This is a genomic window from Ligilactobacillus animalis, assembly GCF_009933595.1.
Lineage (GTDB): Bacteria > Bacillota > Bacilli > Lactobacillales > Lactobacillaceae > Ligilactobacillus > Ligilactobacillus animalis.
Genome location: NZ_CP047141.1, coordinates 1,286,090 through 1,302,155, shown reverse-complemented (window position 1 = coordinate 1,302,155; position 16,066 = coordinate 1,286,090). Strand labels below are relative to the sequence as shown.

18 protein-coding genes, 1 tRNA gene, 1 other RNA gene and 1 pseudogene are annotated in these 16,066 nt (G+C 41.4%); 18 read left to right on the top strand and 3 right to left on the bottom strand.

Annotated features, from left to right (window positions below; translation table 11 throughout):
- Window positions 1-165: 165 nt before the first annotated feature.
- From GSR62_RS06415 to GSR62_RS06405, 3 genes and pseudogenes are all read left to right on the top strand, one after another.
- A pseudogene (locus GSR62_RS06415) lies at window positions 166-291 on the top strand (helix-turn-helix domain-containing protein); the annotation flags it as partial.
- 59 nt (window positions 292-350) lie between these two features.
- Window positions 351-518 carry a M20 family metallopeptidase gene (locus GSR62_RS06410; protein WP_143452063.1) on the top strand — a complete coding sequence of 56 codons (168 nt, stop codon included), beginning with the start codon at window positions 351-353 and terminating at the stop codon, window positions 516-518.
- Window positions 519-611: 93 nt separating this feature from the next.
- Window positions 612-878: a hypothetical protein gene (locus GSR62_RS06405; protein ID WP_005922582.1), complete on the top strand. Its 267-nt coding sequence runs from the start codon at window positions 612-614 to the stop codon at window positions 876-878.
- Between the two features lie 815 nt (window positions 879-1,693).
- On the opposite strand, the gene GSR62_RS06400 is transcribed toward GSR62_RS06405, so the two are convergent.
- Entirely contained in the window at window positions 1,694-2,056 is a 363-nt protein-coding gene (locus GSR62_RS06400; protein ID WP_066024045.1) for an iron chaperone, read from the bottom strand.
- A gap of 67 nt (window positions 2,057-2,123) precedes the next feature.
- On the opposite strand from GSR62_RS06400, the gene GSR62_RS06395 reads away from it, so the two are divergent.
- Window positions 2,124-2,549 carry an N-acetyltransferase gene (locus tag GSR62_RS06395; RefSeq protein WP_066024044.1) on the top strand — a complete coding sequence of 142 codons (426 nt, stop codon included), beginning with the start codon at window positions 2,124-2,126 and terminating at the stop codon, window positions 2,547-2,549.
- 55 nt (window positions 2,550-2,604) lie between these two features.
- Here the strand turns inward: GSR62_RS06395 and GSR62_RS06390 are convergent, their stop codons facing one another.
- Window positions 2,605-3,252, bottom strand: a complete 648-nt coding sequence (locus tag GSR62_RS06390; protein ID WP_066024043.1) for a nitroreductase — start codon at window positions 3,250-3,252, stop codon at window positions 2,605-2,607.
- A 188-nt stretch (window positions 3,253-3,440) separates the two neighbouring features.
- Between GSR62_RS06390 and asnA the strand changes: the two genes are divergently transcribed.
- The 4 genes from asnA (at window position 3,441) to GSR62_RS06370 (ending at window position 7,166) form a co-directional block, all read left to right on the top strand.
- Window positions 3,441-4,448 carry an aspartate--ammonia ligase gene (gene asnA, locus GSR62_RS06385; protein WP_066024042.1) on the top strand — a complete coding sequence of 336 codons (1,008 nt, stop codon included), beginning with the start codon at window positions 3,441-3,443 and terminating at the stop codon, window positions 4,446-4,448.
- A gap of 59 nt (window positions 4,449-4,507) precedes the next feature.
- The gene (locus tag GSR62_RS06380; RefSeq protein WP_066024041.1) at window positions 4,508-5,344 is read left to right on the top strand and encodes a DNA/RNA non-specific endonuclease; all 837 of its coding nucleotides are present in this window, start codon (window positions 4,508-4,510) and stop codon (window positions 5,342-5,344) included.
- 167 nt (window positions 5,345-5,511) lie between these two features.
- Window positions 5,512-6,387, top strand: a complete 876-nt coding sequence (locus GSR62_RS06375; RefSeq protein ID WP_066024040.1) for a CPBP family intramembrane glutamic endopeptidase — start codon at window positions 5,512-5,514, stop codon at window positions 6,385-6,387.
- 128 nt (window positions 6,388-6,515) lie between these two features.
- The gene (locus GSR62_RS06370) at window positions 6,516-7,166 is read left to right on the top strand and encodes an ABC transporter ATP-binding protein (RefSeq protein ID WP_066024039.1); all 651 of its coding nucleotides are present in this window, start codon (window positions 6,516-6,518) and stop codon (window positions 7,164-7,166) included.
- Between the two features lie 101 nt (window positions 7,167-7,267).
- On the opposite strand, the gene GSR62_RS06365 is transcribed toward GSR62_RS06370, so the two are convergent.
- Complete coding sequence (locus GSR62_RS06365) at window positions 7,268-7,639, bottom strand: DUF4828 domain-containing protein (protein ID WP_066024038.1); 372 nt, start codon at window positions 7,637-7,639, stop codon at window positions 7,268-7,270.
- A 221-nt stretch (window positions 7,640-7,860) separates the two neighbouring features.
- On the opposite strand from GSR62_RS06365, the gene GSR62_RS06360 reads away from it, so the two are divergent.
- From GSR62_RS06360 to dnaX, 10 genes are all read left to right on the top strand, one after another.
- Window positions 7,861-8,877 (top strand): Gfo/Idh/MocA family protein, encoded by a 1,017-nt coding sequence (locus GSR62_RS06360; protein WP_035447414.1) that lies wholly within the window; start codon window positions 7,861-7,863, stop codon window positions 8,875-8,877.
- An 11-nt stretch (window positions 8,878-8,888) separates the two neighbouring features.
- Window positions 8,889-10,145 carry a DEAD/DEAH box helicase gene (locus tag GSR62_RS06355; protein ID WP_066024037.1) on the top strand — a complete coding sequence of 419 codons (1,257 nt, stop codon included), beginning with the start codon at window positions 8,889-8,891 and terminating at the stop codon, window positions 10,143-10,145.
- Window positions 10,146-10,210: 65 nt separating this feature from the next.
- Window positions 10,211-10,624: a DUF3284 domain-containing protein gene (locus GSR62_RS06350; RefSeq protein WP_035447410.1), complete on the top strand. Its 414-nt coding sequence runs from the start codon at window positions 10,211-10,213 to the stop codon at window positions 10,622-10,624.
- A 68-nt stretch (window positions 10,625-10,692) separates the two neighbouring features.
- Window positions 10,693-10,766, top strand: a tRNA-Arg gene (locus tag GSR62_RS06345).
- Between the two features lie 122 nt (window positions 10,767-10,888).
- On the top strand, window positions 10,889-11,320 hold the full coding sequence (locus GSR62_RS06340) for a PH domain-containing protein (protein ID WP_035447407.1): 432 nt from the start codon (window positions 10,889-10,891) through the stop codon (window positions 11,318-11,320).
- A 124-nt stretch (window positions 11,321-11,444) separates the two neighbouring features.
- Window positions 11,445-12,902 (top strand): glycoside hydrolase family 1 protein, encoded by a 1,458-nt coding sequence (locus GSR62_RS06335; RefSeq protein WP_066024036.1) that lies wholly within the window; start codon window positions 11,445-11,447, stop codon window positions 12,900-12,902.
- Between the two features lie 125 nt (window positions 12,903-13,027).
- A complete protein-coding gene (locus GSR62_RS06330) occupies window positions 13,028-13,633 on the top strand; it encodes a class I SAM-dependent methyltransferase (RefSeq protein ID WP_035447401.1) in 606 nt (201 codons plus the stop codon).
- Between the two features lies 1 nt (window position 13,634).
- Window positions 13,635-14,087 carry a tRNA adenosine(34) deaminase TadA gene (gene tadA / locus GSR62_RS06325; RefSeq protein ID WP_010689444.1) on the top strand — a complete coding sequence of 151 codons (453 nt, stop codon included), beginning with the start codon at window positions 13,635-13,637 and terminating at the stop codon, window positions 14,085-14,087.
- A gap of 63 nt (window positions 14,088-14,150) precedes the next feature.
- Window positions 14,151-14,237, top strand: an RNA gene (gene ffs / locus GSR62_RS06320) — signal recognition particle sRNA small type.
- Window positions 14,238-14,313: 76 nt separating this feature from the next.
- Window positions 14,314-16,050 carry a DNA polymerase III subunit gamma/tau gene (dnaX, locus tag GSR62_RS06315; protein WP_066024035.1) on the top strand — a complete coding sequence of 579 codons (1,737 nt, stop codon included), beginning with the start codon at window positions 14,314-14,316 and terminating at the stop codon, window positions 16,048-16,050.
- Window positions 16,051-16,066 lie beyond the last annotated feature (16 nt).

Sequence of the window (16,066 nt, the reverse complement as noted above, 5' to 3'; positions counted from 1 at the left end):
TTTTATTTTGCACTGATATCTATAATTAATAGATAGTAGTTAATGAAAAATCATTGATGCAGCGCGAGTTATAGCTGATTTAAGCTAAAAAGCTCGTGCTTTTATTTTGAAAAAGAGTGTGTTATTGTTGAAAAAATTTCTCAGATATGCAAAGGGGGAAAAAGGATGCAAAAATTGGGGGAAGTTTTTCAAAGGTTTCGTAAAGCACGGGGCTTAAAGCTAAAAGATCTAGCCACAGCGGGCGTTTCGATCTCACAATTATCACGGTTTGAACATGGGGAGTCAATACTATGAATCCGCGTTATGAACCAACTAGTTGGCAAGTCTGGTACATTTCTTGATCGCATCTCATGGTATTCACAGGTACGATCTATTTGGGCTTTCTCAAGATGTACCTGTGTTTAGATGGTGTAGGCGTTGTCGGCGATGGCGCGCATACAGATAAGGAATTTGCTAAAGTCAGTTCAATGATCGAACGGGCTAGTTTGCTGGCTGAATTTATCAGAGCACAAGAGTAGGTGAAGTGATCTGTTGTGCAAAAGACAAAAAAGTTGTGTTTGCCTAACACATCCTGTATATTTTTAAGTAAAGAAGGAAAAGGAGGTGCTGGGATGGACATGTTATTTATCGTTTTACACGTGCTCTTTGGCTTGGGTTCATTTGCAGGCTCATTGATGTTAGCAGTTGGCTTCAAAGATAAATTCAATGAACTCAACACATTGCAAAAATCTGGTATCTTATTGACGATCATCAGTTTGTTTGCAACGATCGCAGTTACGATGGTCTCTAAGGGCAATATGATCGCTGCAATTATTTTTATCGCATTAGGTGCCGTAGCTTGCGGTTACTTGGCATTTGCTAAGACAAAAGAGGCGTAATCATAATTGAATAACTAACTTTCCCTCTTGGCTCATTTGATCAGCAAGAGGGTTTTTGTTGGTCAAAAAGCTTGTCAAAAGGGATAAAGAGTGTATAATAGCGACACTAAAGTTCTTTGAAAACAAGATCATATCGAACTTAGTGCAGAGAAGTTGAACGCTTTGCTAAGATATCTCGGAGGTTAAGTCCTCGTAGTTTGCTAGTTGGGATACTGGCTAGTGGCTATCAAAGTGGTGGTGACATCATGGCGTTTTGTAAAAGCAAAAGAGGCTAAGAGGTATGCAAATGTAGCCCAGAATTAACGTACCGAACTTTTCCACACGATAATAGACGCTCAGTGAGAAGAAGCTAATATTGCTACTATTCAGGGATGAATATAGTTTACATTGGTAATATCCAACCAAGTGTGTTGCTGTGAATGTTAGAAATAACAGTATAAGAAAAGAAGCAGGTACATCGCTCAAGACGGCAGTTATCATACAAATATATGAAAATGCTGAATGTTCGGGTCGATGTTGGAAGTTGAAACACTTGCCACGGTCGAGTAATGCATAAGAAAGTAGTGAGTCGCTCTCACTGCTCAGCTCTTATGAACTGTTGACGGAACGAATTCGCAAGCTACAGGCGTAGAGAGAAATACTCCGATATGATCTTGTTTTGAGAGAACTTTAGTTAAAAGAGTGGGCGACCAGTGCTGTATGAACAACAAGGGACCTAGCATGATGTATGTGTGTGCATCGAGCTAGGTCCCTTGTTTGATAGTAGTATTAATGAGATTTACGGTATTTTTTTATTCGCCAACTTTACGTTTATCCTAAAAACTAGTAACGTTTTGTTTGTCTGCTAGCGTATAATTGATGAGCGCACGCAGTAAGTCGTATGGGATATCTTGGCCAAATTGGAGCTGGAAAGTCTTTTTACCATGTTTGAGCTTCAGGTCTTTGATCTGTGGTAAAAAGTGCTCAAAAGTACGCATTTCAGGTGCCACAGTAAAATGCTTCGTGGCAACACTAAAGCCGATGATAAAAGTTCCATGATGGGTGAACATTGGCTGATTCCATTTGTATTCTGGCTTTAATTCAGGAAAGTCAGTCATTAACCAGTTGATAAAGTCGCCAAAGATCAAACGGTTATCTGGATCATCGATACGTTGTATATACTCAAGGATCTGTTCCATTGTTAAGTCCTCGCTTTTTTGTTGTGTGCAATTATTGTATCATGGTATGGAAGGGAATGGTTAGTTTATGATCAGAAAATTTAAAACCGATGATTTAGAACAAGTCATGGAGCTTTGGTTGGCGACAAATATTTCAGCCCATGATTTTATTCCGGCTAAATATTGGCAGGACAACTATGCATTAGTTAAAGAAATGCTGCCTCAAGCTGAGATCTGGGTCTATGAAGCGGGAAATGAGCTTCTAGGCTTTATCGGACTGCAAGCTGATCACATCGCGGGGATCTTTGTAGCTAACAAGGCACAAGACAAGGGGATCGGAAGCAAGCTGTTAGCTAAAGCCAAACAAGAAAGAGAGCAGTTGAGTTTAGCTGTCTATGCTAAAAATGAACGTGCGTTAAAATTCTATCGGCGCGCAGATTTTGTCGTGGTGAACGAACAGCTGGATGAGGCGACCAGTCAAGTAGAGTATCAGATGGAATGGAAAGTGAGATAATACGAACATAAAAAGTGATCAGGTCGTCTCTCGTAATGAGGTGGCCTGGTCACTTTTAATCTTTAAAGGTAGCGACTTGTTCTAAGGTCAGTTTATTAGGACTAAAGCTATTTAAGGGGGCAGTTGAAGCGTAGCCTAAAGCCACCCCAACGGCTAAAGTCTCACTGTCAGGGATCTCCATGATCTCTTTGACAAGAGTAGGGAATTTGACTAATTCGTAAGCCGTGATCGATGCAAGTCCTTGAGCGGTAGCACTTAGGACTAATGTTTGGGTAAAAGCCCCGATATCATGGACTGACCAAGGGGATAAATCTTTTGGAAGCGTGATATAGATGAGTGCTTGAACATTGAAGAGCTCAGCTTGACTTTTACGAAAATCGACTTCACCAGGCTTGAAGCGTTGCTTGAATTCAGTCGTCCAAGCAGCCATATTTGCCTGTGAACGTTGATCCCACTTATCACGACTCAAGACCGGATATTCTGGTTGTCCAAGGTCGCCTTGTTTAACTGCTTCACGGTGCTTTTCTTTGATCAAAGCTAGAGTTTTTCCCGTAGCAACATAGACGCGCCAAGGTTGGGAATTGACCCAAGATGGTGTTGTTAGAGCATCTTGAATGATCTGCTCAAGCTGTGATCTAGGGATAAATTGGTCGGTAAAATCACGTGTCGAATGTCTTTTCTGAACGAGTGTGGTAAAATCCATCACGATCATCCTTTCATTTATAAACTACAGTAAGTATAACATTTTGGTGAAAACGCCACCATCAAAAACGTTTGGAAGGCCAAAAGTAGTTAAATTAAAAAATAAGGTACGAAATTCAAAAAATAAAGATTGCAATCTAATCATTTTAAGGTAAAATTAAACTAACTAATTGAGAAAGGATGACATTTATGGATCTTATTATTCCAAAAGATTATGATCCCAAGCTTGATGTCAAAAAGACACAAGAAGCGATTCGATATATTCGTGAGACCTTCCAAGATGAATTTGGCAAAGAGCTTGGCTTATCACGTGTTTCAGCACCAATGTATGTAGAAAAGAGTTCGGGGTTGAATGATAATTTGAATGGTTATGAAACACCTGTATCTTTTACGATGGAGAGTATCCCAAATGATACCATCGAAGTCGTCCATTCTTTAGCTAAATGGAAACGGATGGCCCTAAAGCAATACGGCTTCAAGCTACATGAAGGGCTATATACTAACATGAACGCGATCAGAAAAGATGAAGAGTTGGATAACTATCACTCAAGTTATGTCGATCAATGGGACTGGGAAAAGATCATTGCTAAAGATGAACGCAATGTTAAGACCCTTGAAGATACGGTCAGACGGATCTTCAAAGTGATCAAGCACATGGAAAATGAAGTCTGGTATAAATACCCTGAAGCAGTCAATAAATTACCTGACGACATCTTCTTTATCACAACTCAAGAATTAGAAGATATGTACCCAGAGCTCACGCCAGAAGAACGTGAAGACAAGATCTGCCAAGAACACGGCGCAGTCTTTTTAATGCAGATCGGTGGCACGTTAAAGAGTGGTCAAAAACATGATGGCCGTGCTCCTGACTATGATGATTGGAGCTTGAATGGTGATATCTTATTCTGGTATGAGCCACTCAACTGTCGGTTAGAGCTTTCAAGCATGGGGATCCGCGTTGACGAAGACTCGATGCTAGCCCAATTAGAGGCAGCAGATGTCCTTGATCGTAAGCAATTACCATACCATCAAATGGTCTTGAATAAGGAATTGCCATATACGATCGGTGGCGGGATCGGACAATCTCGTTTATGTATGTTGTTACTAGGTAAAGCACATGTTGGTGAAGTTCAAGCAAGTATTTGGCCAAGGGAAATGATCGAAACTTGTCGCGCACATAATATCAACATTTTATAATAATCGAACAAACAGAGACCAATGGATGATTCTGTTGGTCTTTTTTTACGGAGGACATTATGAAGTTCAAAAAAATACTGACCGGATTTGCGGCAGCTTTGATGCTCAGTGGTGCGATCGGGGCACCGGTAACGGCCGAAGCAACTACTCACTATGGTGGCTGGCGCACACATCAAAAAAATAGCTCGAGTGGCTCGGGTGAACTAAAAAAGAGCACCCCATCACAACAATTAGCCCAAACAGTTTTAACACCAGATGTTGTTAAACAATTGGGTGGTGAGCAAAATCTCAAATGGAACAACAGTGGGGCTTTTATCGTTAATAACAACAAGACAGATCTAAAAGCTAAGGTTTCTAGTGCACCTTATGCAACAAATGAAGTCGATAGCTTGAAACGTCCGACGGTGGCAAACGCCCTTTTGAATAGGACAACGCGTCAATACAAGAATCGCCACCAAACTAATAATGGTTCGACTAAATGGAAACCACAGGGCTTTAAGCAACTCACTAACTTAAGTGGCGCCTATAACCATGCTTATGATCGCGGTCACTTACTAGGGTATGCTTTAGTTGGAAATATTCGTGGTTTTGATGCGAGTGAGAGCAATCCTAAAAATATTGCGACTCAAACTGCTTGGGCTAATGAAGCTAATGCAAAGTATTCAACAGGCCAAAATTATTACGAAAGTCTTGTTCGAAAAGCCTTGGATCGTAACAAGACTGTCCGTTATCGTGTGACAAATATCTATAGTGGTAATAATTTAGTCCCAGCAGGAGCTCACTTGGAAGCCAAATCAAGTGATGGTTCGTTGGAATATAATGTTTTTATCCCTAATGTTCAAAAGGGCTTAAAGATCGACTATGCTACTGGTCATGCGACAAAAGTGAACAACTGATGGATAGATGTTCAGACTTGTGATACAAGGGCCGTACCATGATGTAAAACATCATGGTACGGCTTTTTATTATTCATACGGCGCTGACAGTATTATTTTATGCCCATTTTACTAGCTTTTACTTATTTTTTGTGTTTTAATTATTATGTAAAAAAGGATGTGAGTAGATGGATAAATTAAAACGGATCGGTAGGATTTTTTTATGGACACTTCTATTGATGATCCTATCATCGATCCCAATGGGGCTGATCATGCTTTTTACGGGCTTATTGATGGCTGCTTTTTCGGGTGATCTAGGAGATATTTTTTCACCACTAGCACTAGTCTTGGGCTTGATCGGTGAGATAATCGTTGTTTTCATCTTGAAACAAGAGTATAAAGGTGATCCAAAACAGTTACATCAGATCATGCCATTTGATAAAAAAGGCTCGTTTTTACGCTATGCTACGGGCTATGTCCTCGGAATAGCATTTTTTGCTTTGATCTGGGGGATCACGGTCTTAGGTAAGGCGTTTAGTGTGAGTGTCATCTGGCAAAATTCCAATTGGGCAGTATTATTAGCCTTTTTGCTAGGCTTTGGGATGCAAGGGATGACCGAAGAAGTGATCTTTCGTGGCTATTTACAAGGAAGATTGGAAAAAGAAGTTTCACAACGTTGGGCGATCCTCATCTCGGCGTTGGCATTTGCCGTTGCTCACTTAGGTAATAGTGGGATCGGGATCAATGCGCTCGTTGGCTTGACACTCTTTGGAATCTTGATGGGCTTGTTTCGGACCTATACCGGCGATCTTTGGTTGGCCGGTGCGTTTCACAGTGCTTGGAACTTTGCCGAAGGACCGTTATTTGGTACCCCAGTTTCGGGGATCAATGGTACAAGTGTGGTCCTAGAGTCGCATCCGGTCTCAGGGTACGCGATGTTAAATGGCGGTACATTTGGGATCGAGTCCAGTTATTTGGTCTTTGTAGGCCTCTTTGTTTTAGTGATCCTGACCTATTATTTAGGCCAAAATTATGCTAAACCAAGCAATCGAATCAATAGTTAAACTAACAGTTGTCTAAGGGGCGACTGTTTTTTTGTGACAATTGTCATGAAATGTCATGACAGGTGGTTCTAGGGACAATAGTAGTTTTCATTTAAAATGAAACTATCTTGAGTATGGAAGTGAGAGCAATGAAAAAAGTTATCGAAGTGGCTGGGCTAACTAAAACTTATACCAAAGAACCAGTCCTAAAGCAATTGAGTTTTTCAGTTGAGCGTGGAGAAATCGTAGCTCTTTTAGGAAAAAATGGTGCTGGCAAATCTACCTTGTTAAATATTTTGCTACAGATGACCCCAAAGGATGACGGGAAAGTCGAGATCTTAGGGAGTAAGCAATTAAAAACCGAGAAGATCGGTGTCATGTTACAAAATGACTTTTCATTAGAAAGAGTAACGGTCAAAGAGATCATCGAACTTTGGCAAAGTTATTACCCTAATAGCAAAAATTATACCGAATTGTTACAGATCGCTGATCTAGCAGATAAACAACATACCTTTTTGACCAAACTTTCTGGTGGTCAAAGAAGGCGGTTAAATTTTGCCTTATGCTTAGCCGGTGATCCTGAGTTGATCTTTTTAGATGAGCCAACAGTTGGGATGGATGTGGTAAGTCGGCAAAAATTTTGGCAACAGATCAAAAACTTGCAAGCATTAGGTAAGACCTTTTTGATTACAAGCCATTATTTAGAGGAATTACAGGAGATCACGCAACGTTTTTTGATCTTAAAAGACGGAAAGCTGGCTTTTGCTGGAACTTTACAACAGTTGCAACAAGGTCATTAGATGGTTGGATCTAAAAAGCGGTGAGGCATAGTTAGCCTCACCGCCTTTTGTTTGCTTAAAATAAAAAGACTTCCTACGTCGAGAAAGTCCAACTATAAATGCTATAAACAAGGTGTGTCATGATCAAGCTCATCAACTAACTCATAGACACGGTTATCAGCTTCGTCATAGACGCTGATGGGTTTACTGTCAACGGCATCGATCCGCAAATGGTAGCCGTAACCATCCAAAAAAATCAGTTCTTTAGCGGTAAGGGTCTGGACCTGGCCCGCAAGTTCGCGGTGGTCGATCAAAATACGCAAGTCAGTTGTGATCTCAAGATAATGAGTTCGATTACTTAATTCATCGGTAAATTGCCAACTACCGGCATAGATCAGCGGTAGGGACACCTGTGGTTGCTTGCTTTTCTTGTTAAAATTGATCACGTTACTGAATAAAGTATGGCCTAAACTGATCAAGCCCTTGCGTTTCATTGCTTCAACCCCTCCAATTTTCTTATTGAGTATAATATACCACGATTTATACCGTAAAAATAGTAAAACACCAGCAATATTTGAAAATGAAACATAATAGAAATTTTGTCATACTTTTGGAATATTTTAACTTAAAAAATTGGGATAAATCAGCTCTTAGTACGCTAATGTTTCGAAGTCTGTTATAATAAATGCGAATGAAGAATTGAAAGGGGTTACTTATCATGAAACTCGGGATTATTGGTACTAATTGGATCACCAAACAATTTGTTGAGGCTGCAGAAATGACAGGTGAGTTTACTTTGACCAGCGTATATTCAAGGAAATTAGCCACAGCACAAAAATTTGGTGCAGATTTCAAAAATGTAACAGAATATTTTGATAATTTAAGTGAATTTTTTGAACAAGGCACTTTTGAGGTGGTCTACATTGCATCTCCCAATAATTTGCATTTTGAACAGACCCTTCAAGCCTTAAAAGCCAAGAAACATGTGATCGTTGAAAAGCCGATGTTCTCTAACCCAGCAGAACTCAAAGTCTTGCAGAAATACTTACATCATCATCCAGAACTTTATTGCTTTGAGGCAGCTAGACATTTTCACGAGCCAAATTTTCAAAGTGTCAAGCAAGCAGTCAAAGAGTTACCTGTGATCCAGGGGGCTGATCTGACCTATAAAAAATACTCCTCACGTTATGATCAATTTTTAGCGGGCGAAGAACCAAATGTCTTTTCACCTAAGTTTTCCGGTGGAGCTTTGCAAGATCTAGGTGTATACCTTGTCTATGATGCGATCAGTTGGTTTGGGATCCCAGAAGATGCCCACTATTATCCAGTAAAATTACGTAACGGGATCGATGGCTCTGGGACGGCTATTTTGAACTATCCGGGGTATGATGTGGTCTTAAATGTTGGTAAGACAGCTAATTCATATCTACCGGGTGAAATTTACGGTCTAAAAGAGACGATCGTGATGGATAATGCGGCTGAATTACAAAAAGTGGAATTGGTCGATGCCACAGGAAATGGTACAATGTTATCAGTGGATCCGGCTAAAAATCCAATGTTAGCTGAAGCAAAGGCTTTTGGAGAGGTTTTACGGGATACGGATTCACTGCAAAATAAGCAGTTACAGCAGGAGTGGTTAGCCGTAGCCGTTGAAGTAAATCATGTCTTGTATAAATTACGTCAAAGTGCAGGACTTGCTTTTCCGGCTGATGAGCATGAGGTTAACTACTGAGAAAGGTAAGTATGAATCCAAAATTTGAGAATTATTTTAAAGAACAAGGCTTTAAAGACCTAACACCGATCCAAGCGGGAGTCGCACCATTACTAGCGCGCGGTGAGAGTGTCTTAGGTTTAGCGCCAACCGGTTCGGGTAAGACTTTAGCCTACGCATTACCATTGTTAGAACAACTTTTGCCTAAGGATGGGACACAATTATTGATCTTAGCGCCATCGCAAGAATTGGCAGCACAGTTGACTAATGTGATCCGACCATGGGCTAAGTTACTTGAGCTTAATGTCTTATCTTTGATCGGGGGCGCAAACGTCAAACGCCAGATCGAAAAATTAAAAAAGCGACCTGAAGTTGTGATCGGTACTCCAGGGCGGTTATTGAACTTGATCAATGATAAAAAATTAAAATTGCATAAACTAGAAGCGATCGTGATCGATGAGGCCGATGAGTTGTTGGGTGAAGCTGAAACGTTAGCTGATTGTCGTGAGATCATTGCGCATGCGCCCGGTGAGGTGGCTGTTTCGTTCTTTTCAGCTACTAAAGCTCCGATCTTGGCAGAATTACATCGCTGGTTTGGGATCGAACCAACTGTGATCGATGTGTGCCAAGTCGATCATACCCAAGGTCAAGTGGACCACTATGTGTTAGAAGTTCCACAAAGAAAGCGCGTGGATGCTTTGCGCAGATTAGCGCAGTTAGATGAGTTTTGCGCCCTAGTCTTTTTCAAACAAACAGCAGAATTAAATGATGCATACGAAAAGTTAAAACATGCACATGTTAACGTTGCGCGTTTGAATAGTGAACAGCGTCAAGTTGAACGTGAACAAGCTTTACGCCAATTGCGCAAACGAGAAGTGGCTTTGTTATTGACCACCGATGTAGCGGCTAGAGGATTAGATATTCCAGGATTACCGGCTGTCGTGAACTATGATCTGCCTAAAAATGTCAATACGTATATTCACCGTGTTGGGCGGACAGGTCGTATGGGGGCTGATGGGACCGTCATTAATATCGGTAATGAACGCGATCTACGGATGTTTAAACAATTGGTCAAAGAAAAAGGCTATGAACTAGCTCCAGTTTACCTCTATCAACGGCAACTAGTTACTGATCAAACTGAGTTAGCTGAGTTGAAGAAACAAGCGCCTAGTCGTCCAGTTCGTAAAAAGGCGAATAAGCCAGTGGCACAAGCTGACTCCGCTAAGAAAAAGCGGAAAAAGAACCGCAAACGTGACCAAAAAAATAAAGGAAAACGTAAGAAAAGTTAGATAACTGGTGCAAAGCAGATAAAGTGATATACTGAGAGTAAAGCTAGCAGAAAGAGGAAGAGCAGATGGAAATTTCAATGAATTTGAATGTTTCAGCCGAATATTTATTTCAGCGTTTGTTGGATACGCTCCTGTATGATATCAAGCAAGAAACAGGACGTGACTTGACTGTGGCTGAGTTATCTGATCTAAGCTATGCAACTAAGTTAGATCATCAGACCAAAGCTCAACTCAAGGTCATCAAGTTGATCCCGGATCGCAGTTATCATTTACAGATCGAAACAGATCATTATGTGAAAAAAGAAGCTTATGAATTGACACCTTTAGCTAAAAATCAGGTCAAAGTCGATTATTATGAAGAGAGTTTGGCCAAAAAGCAGACTTCTAAATTACAAACTAAGATCGTTGTACCTTTAGCTAAGTGGATCAGACGGCATAATTTCATGAAATTACTAAAAGAGATCGAGGTCGGTTACTAGGATCATTGACTTTATAAGTGATTCTTCCTATAATAGAGTAGTCGTTTTTAACGACTATTCTATTTTTTGCGCTTGTAGCTCAGCAGGATAGAGCAACCGCCTCCTAAGCGGTAGGTCATCGGTTCAATTCCGATCAAGCGCATGATGTATCCTTATACTTTAGCCTTCTGAATGTACAAACACTTCAGAAGGCTTTTTAGTAGCTGATTTATCCAGGTTCCTTTAAAATCAAGATGTAAATGATTTTGTGAAAGGGTGAGTCAAATGTTTAAAAATTTAGTCCAAGGTGCCTTGGGAAACTACTCTGAAGTCAGTGTGCGTGAATTGACCCAAGAATATGGCGACTTCTTACTGACAGACGAAACGATCAGCAGTGGCTATAAACTGGTTCGCGATGCCTTGATCTTTACAAATTATCGGATGATTTTTGTTGATAAGCAGGGGGCGACGGGTAAAAAGACCGCTTACCACACGATCTATTTAGATGGGGTCGTTGATGTAACGATCGAGACAGCTGGGTTTGGGATCGATGATAGTGAGATCAAAGTGACTGTTTTGGAAAATGTTTATCAAAAGCCACATAAGGAAAATCTGACAACGATGAAATTTGAATTTCCTAAGCGAATCGATATTTTACCACTCTACCGTTACTTGTCCGAATTAGCCTTGGAAAATCGCCAACGGATAAATAAGTAAGGCTAAAGGCTGTAGGTAAAACTACAGCTTTTTTTGGTGCCTAAAAGAATAAGTGTAAACGTTTGTATCGATTAGCTAAAAGTGCTACGCTCAAAGTGAGTTAATGATAAAGAAGGTAAGCAAGATGTATCAAACAGATTATCCACATGCATTTCCCAAAGATTTTCTATGGGGTGGTGCTACAGCAGCAAATCAGATCGAAGGGGCTTTCACTACTGATGGCAAAGGTCTGACGACTGCCGAAATCGTAAAAAAGGCTGCTGATAGGCAACAGATCTCAATGGGGAATGTGACTAAAGATTCCCTTAGAGAAGCATTAGCGGAGCAAACAGTAGGTGATTATCCTAAACGGCGGGGGATCGACTTTTATCATCAATATCCAGCCGATATCAAATTATTTGCGCAAATGGGCTTTAAGGCGCTACGGATCTCGATTGCTTGGGCCCGGATCTTTCCTAATGGCGATGAAAAGCGACCGAATAAGGCAGGGCTGAAATTTTATGATAATTTGATCACTGAAATGAAAAAATATAACATTGAGCCAGTCGTGACATTATCGCACTATGAGATGCCTTTAGGGCTGACCTTAAAATACAATGGCTGGGCTAGTCGAGAAGTCGTCAGTGATTTTACGCGCTTTACGCAAACTGTTTTTGAACGCTATAAAGATAAGGTCAAGTATTGGATCACTTTCAATGAGATCAATACTGGGGCTTGGGGCTTTCATGAAACTGGGGCGCTCGAAGACGGCTTGACCGAGCAAGAAAAATTACAACAACGCTATCAAGCTTTACACCATCAATTTATCGCCAGTGCCTTAGCGACCACACAATTGCATGAGATGGAGCCAGAAGACAAGATGGGATGTATGCTGGCACGTATGCAGACTTATCCAGCAACGACTGATCCAGCTGATGTTTTAGCTACTCAGCAAGCAAATGACCGAAACCTATTTTGTACCGATGTCCAAGTCAGAGGAGAGTATCCTAACTACATGAACCGTTTCTTTGCTGAACATAAGATCAAGATCAAAATGGAACCTGGTGATCAAGCAGTTCTAAGAGAAGGTAAAGTTGATTATTTGAGCTTTAGCTATTACATGTCGACTGTGACAGCTGCAGGAGAAAATGAGGATCTAGGTAACTTTTCACATGGTCTCAAGAATAAATATCTTGAAGAAACACCTTGGGGCTGGCAGATCGATCCAGTGGGACTGCGGATATCTTTAAACGAGCTGTGGGATCGTTACCAAGTGCCGTTATTTATCGTTGAAAATGGGATCGGGATGCTCGAAGCACCAGATAGTGATGGTAAGATACATGATGATTACCGGATCGATTACTTGCGGGCACATATCGAACAGATGCAAGAAGCGATCGCTGATGGAGTGAAATTACTCGGTTACTTGATGTGGGGACCGATCGATCTGATCTCGTTTTCTACGTCTGAGATGTCAAAACGCTATGGCTTTATCTATGTTGATCAAGATGATGAGGGTAAGGGGAGTTTGAAGCGGACTCCGAAAGATTCTTTTTATTGGTATCAAAAAGTGATCGCAACTAATGGTAAAGACCTTGCTTGAGTAAGCTAAGGATAGGGTAAGCCCTGTCCTTAGTTTTTTGTTATTGTCTTGTAAGCAAAGCCTAAAGCTAGATATGATATAATTAGGAAAGTGAAGATAACTTGAAAAGGAAATTTGGTGACTGAATGGAAAACTACTATTATTCAAAGAATCCAAATGTCGAACATGATGAAAAATATTGGAATTTTGAACTATTAGGACACGAGTTTACTTTTGTAACAGATAACGGGGTCTTTTCCAAAAATACAGTTGATTATGGCTCGCGCGTCTTGTTAAATGCTCTAGCAACGACCGATCTTTCCGGTGCGATCTTGGATGTTGGCTGTGGTTATGGCCCGATCGGCTTAGCTTTGGCAAAAAAAGCTCCGGCTGTGACCGTTGATATGGTCGATGTCAATGAATTAGCGCTAGAATTAGCTCAAAAAAATGCAGCCCAAAACGATATCGAAAATGTCAATATCTTTGCTTCGAGCATCTATGAAAATGTAACGAAGACAGATTATCAGCTGATCGTGACCAATCCGCCGATCAGAGCAGGCAAAGCGGTCGTACATGAGATCTTGGAAGCTGCCAAAGAGCATCTAGCTGTCGGGGGCAAGTTAGTTGCTGTTTTACAAAAAAAGCAGGGAGCACCGTCTGCCAAGAAGAAAATGGAAGCAGTCTTTGGTAACTGTGAAGTTATCCTAAAAGATAAGGGTTATTTCATTTTACAAAGTGTGAAAGAAAGCTAAAATGAAACGAGAAGAGTTTATGCAAGCTGCCCTAGCTGAAGCTAAAAAGGCCCAGGCTCTAGGTGAAGTCCCGATCGGTTGTGTCATCGTACATCAAGGTCAGATCATCGGGCGGGGCCATAATTTGCGCGAAACGACACAACAAGCCGAAAAGCATGCTGAGATGATCGCGATTGCTCAGGCCAATCAAGTGCTGGATAGCTGGCGCTTACCGGAAGCTGAGTTATATGTGACGCTAGAACCTTGTCCAATGTGTAGTGGAGCGATCATCAACTCGCGGATCGCTAAAGTCTATTATGGTGCAGCCGATGAAAAAGCTGGTACAGCTGGAACATTGATGAATTTATTGACGGATCCACGTTTCAATCATCAAGTCAAGGTGCAAAAGGGACTGCTACAAGCTGAATGTGCGCAGATCCTCAGTGACTTTTTTGCGAATTTGCGTAAAAAATAAAAATAATTGATTTAAAGACTGGAAATTTTACCTAATTTCATGTAATATAGAATATGCCGCAAGGCCTTAGGGCAATGTTGTCCTTACGAAGCGTGTCAGGTCCGGAAGGAAGCAGCACTAAGTTTGGTTCAGCATGTGCCCTAAGTTAATATGAAATTAGGCTCTCGGTCATTTAACTTTGATCGAGATTTTTTTTTAAACTGAAAAAGAAAGGAAGCAATGGTTGATGAGCTATCAGGCTTTATATCGTGTCTGGCGTCCGCAAGTTTTTAGTGATCTGGTGGGGCAAGAATTTATCACGAAGACGCTAAAAAATGCGTTGCTGACAAAACAGACGACACATGCCTATCTATTCACCGGCCCGCGGGGAACTGGGAAAACTTCGGCGGCTAAGATCTTTGCCAAAGCGATCAACTGCCGGAACCAAAAAGACGGTGAACCTTGCAATCAATGTGAGACTTGTAAGGCGATCACGGCGGGACGGTTAAATGATGTGATCGAGATCGATGCGGCCTCAAATAATGGGGTCGAAGAGATCCGAGATATTCGTGATAAGGCTAAATACGCTCCAACACAAGCGGATTACAAAGTCTATATCATCGATGAAGTTCACATGCTGTCGACCGGAGCTTTTAATGCATTACTAAAAACGTTAGAAGAACCACCCGCTAATGTCGTCTTTATCCTAGCGACGACTGAGCCGCATAAGATCCCGACGACGATCATTTCGCGGACACAGCGGTTTGATTTTCGCCGGATCACTCCACGAGCGATCTTAAAGCGGATGGAGTATATCTTACAGCAAAAAGGCTTTACTTATGATGAAGCAGCACTCAAAGTGATCGCTAAGGCGGCTGAAGGTGGGATGCGGGATGCGTTGAGTATTTTAGATCAGGTGTTGTCTTTTGGGGATAACCAAGTGACATTGGATAATGCGTTACTTGTCACCGGAAGTGTTACACGTGATAACTTGACTAAGTATCTGCATCAAGTCGTGGCTAAAGATACGAGCAGTGCTTTAGCTACGATCCATGAGATCTTGGAAGATGGCAAGGATGCCAAGCGTTTGATCGAGGATCTGATCAATTACTGTCGTGACCTTTTATTATATCAACAAGCACCAAAGCTCGTCGAAGAAAGCGAGTTAGGGATGCTTGATGAGGATTTTAAAAAATTTGCTGGTGAGGTCGATCCCGAACAGCTCTACCAAATGATCGATGTTTTAAATGAGCAACAAGAAAATATGCGGTTTACTGTCCATGAAGCGATCTATTTAGAAGTACTAACGGTCAAATTGTCCCGGTTACAGGTCACAAAGGCACCGGTCACAACGCAGGTCACTTCCGATCCAGCAACTGATGCTAAAATGTCACAGTTGCAAAAGCAGCTCAACGCATTGGAGCAAAGTTTCAAACAGCTCCAAACCTCGGGTGTACCTGCTAAAACGCCGACGCCACCAAGATCAAACCGTAAAGCCACTAAGCAAAATGGTGAGTTGAAGCTGAATTTGAGCAAGATCTATGAAGTCTTAGACCAAGCTTCGAAGCAAGATCTGATGCAAGTTCGCCAAGTTTGGGGCGATCTGATGAATATGTTGAATGTGACTCAGCGCGCGATGATGCAAGTCGCTAAACCGGTCGCAGCTAGCTCAGATGGTGTCGTGATCGGTTTTGAATACGACATCTTATGCCAACGTGCCCTTGAAAATCAAGAACTCCAAGATGTTTTAGGCAATGGACTGAGTCGTTTGCTCGGTGCAGCTCCACATTTGATCTTTATCCCGGGTAATCGTTGGCCTGAGATCAGAAGTCGCTATTTGAGTGAACATGGTGATGTCAGGCAAAAAGCGCCTGAAAGTGATGAACAAGTGAGCCAAGCACCGTCACAGCCAGTTGTGCCTGAAGTCGTTGCTAAAGCCCAAGAACTCTTTGGGGAACAATTAGTTGAAGTCAAAAATGATTAGAATTTGAAAGGATGAT

Bases quoted from the DNA above. Each gene is read 5' to 3' on its own strand.
- tadA (WP_010689444.1), top strand. From the start codon at position 13,635: ATGAAACGAGAAGAGTTTATGCAAGCTGCCCTAGCTGAAGCTAAAAAG.
- GSR62_RS06335 (WP_066024036.1), top strand. From the start codon at position 11,445: ATGTATCAAACAGATTATCCACATGCATTTCCCAAAGATTTTCTATGG.
- GSR62_RS06330 (WP_035447401.1), top strand. From the start codon at position 13,028: ATGGAAAACTACTATTATTCAAAGAATCCAAATGTCGAACATGATGAA.
- GSR62_RS06405 (WP_005922582.1), top strand. From the start codon at position 612: ATGGACATGTTATTTATCGTTTTACACGTGCTCTTTGGCTTGGGTTCA.
- GSR62_RS06380 (WP_066024041.1), top strand. From the start codon at position 4,508: ATGAAGTTCAAAAAAATACTGACCGGATTTGCGGCAGCTTTGATGCTC.
- GSR62_RS06400 (WP_066024045.1), bottom strand. From the start codon at position 2,056: ATGGAACAGATCCTTGAGTATATACAACGTATCGATGATCCAGATAAC.
- asnA (WP_066024042.1), top strand. From the start codon at position 3,441: ATGGATCTTATTATTCCAAAAGATTATGATCCCAAGCTTGATGTCAAA.
- GSR62_RS06390 (WP_066024043.1), bottom strand. From the start codon at position 3,252: ATGGATTTTACCACACTCGTTCAGAAAAGACATTCGACACGTGATTTT.
- GSR62_RS06370 (WP_066024039.1), top strand. From the start codon at position 6,516: ATGAAAAAAGTTATCGAAGTGGCTGGGCTAACTAAAACTTATACCAAA.
- GSR62_RS06340 (WP_035447407.1), top strand. From the start codon at position 10,889: ATGTTTAAAAATTTAGTCCAAGGTGCCTTGGGAAACTACTCTGAAGTC.
- GSR62_RS06350 (WP_035447410.1), top strand. From the start codon at position 10,211: ATGGAAATTTCAATGAATTTGAATGTTTCAGCCGAATATTTATTTCAG.
- GSR62_RS06365 (WP_066024038.1), bottom strand. From the start codon at position 7,639: ATGAAACGCAAGGGCTTGATCAGTTTAGGCCATACTTTATTCAGTAAC.
- GSR62_RS06355 (WP_066024037.1), top strand. From the start codon at position 8,889: ATGAATCCAAAATTTGAGAATTATTTTAAAGAACAAGGCTTTAAAGAC.
- GSR62_RS06395 (WP_066024044.1), top strand. From the start codon at position 2,124: ATGATCAGAAAATTTAAAACCGATGATTTAGAACAAGTCATGGAGCTT.
- dnaX (WP_066024035.1), top strand. From the start codon at position 14,314: ATGAGCTATCAGGCTTTATATCGTGTCTGGCGTCCGCAAGTTTTTAGT.
- GSR62_RS06375 (WP_066024040.1), top strand. From the start codon at position 5,512: ATGGATAAATTAAAACGGATCGGTAGGATTTTTTTATGGACACTTCTA.
- GSR62_RS06410 (WP_143452063.1), top strand. From the start codon at position 351: ATGGTATTCACAGGTACGATCTATTTGGGCTTTCTCAAGATGTACCTG.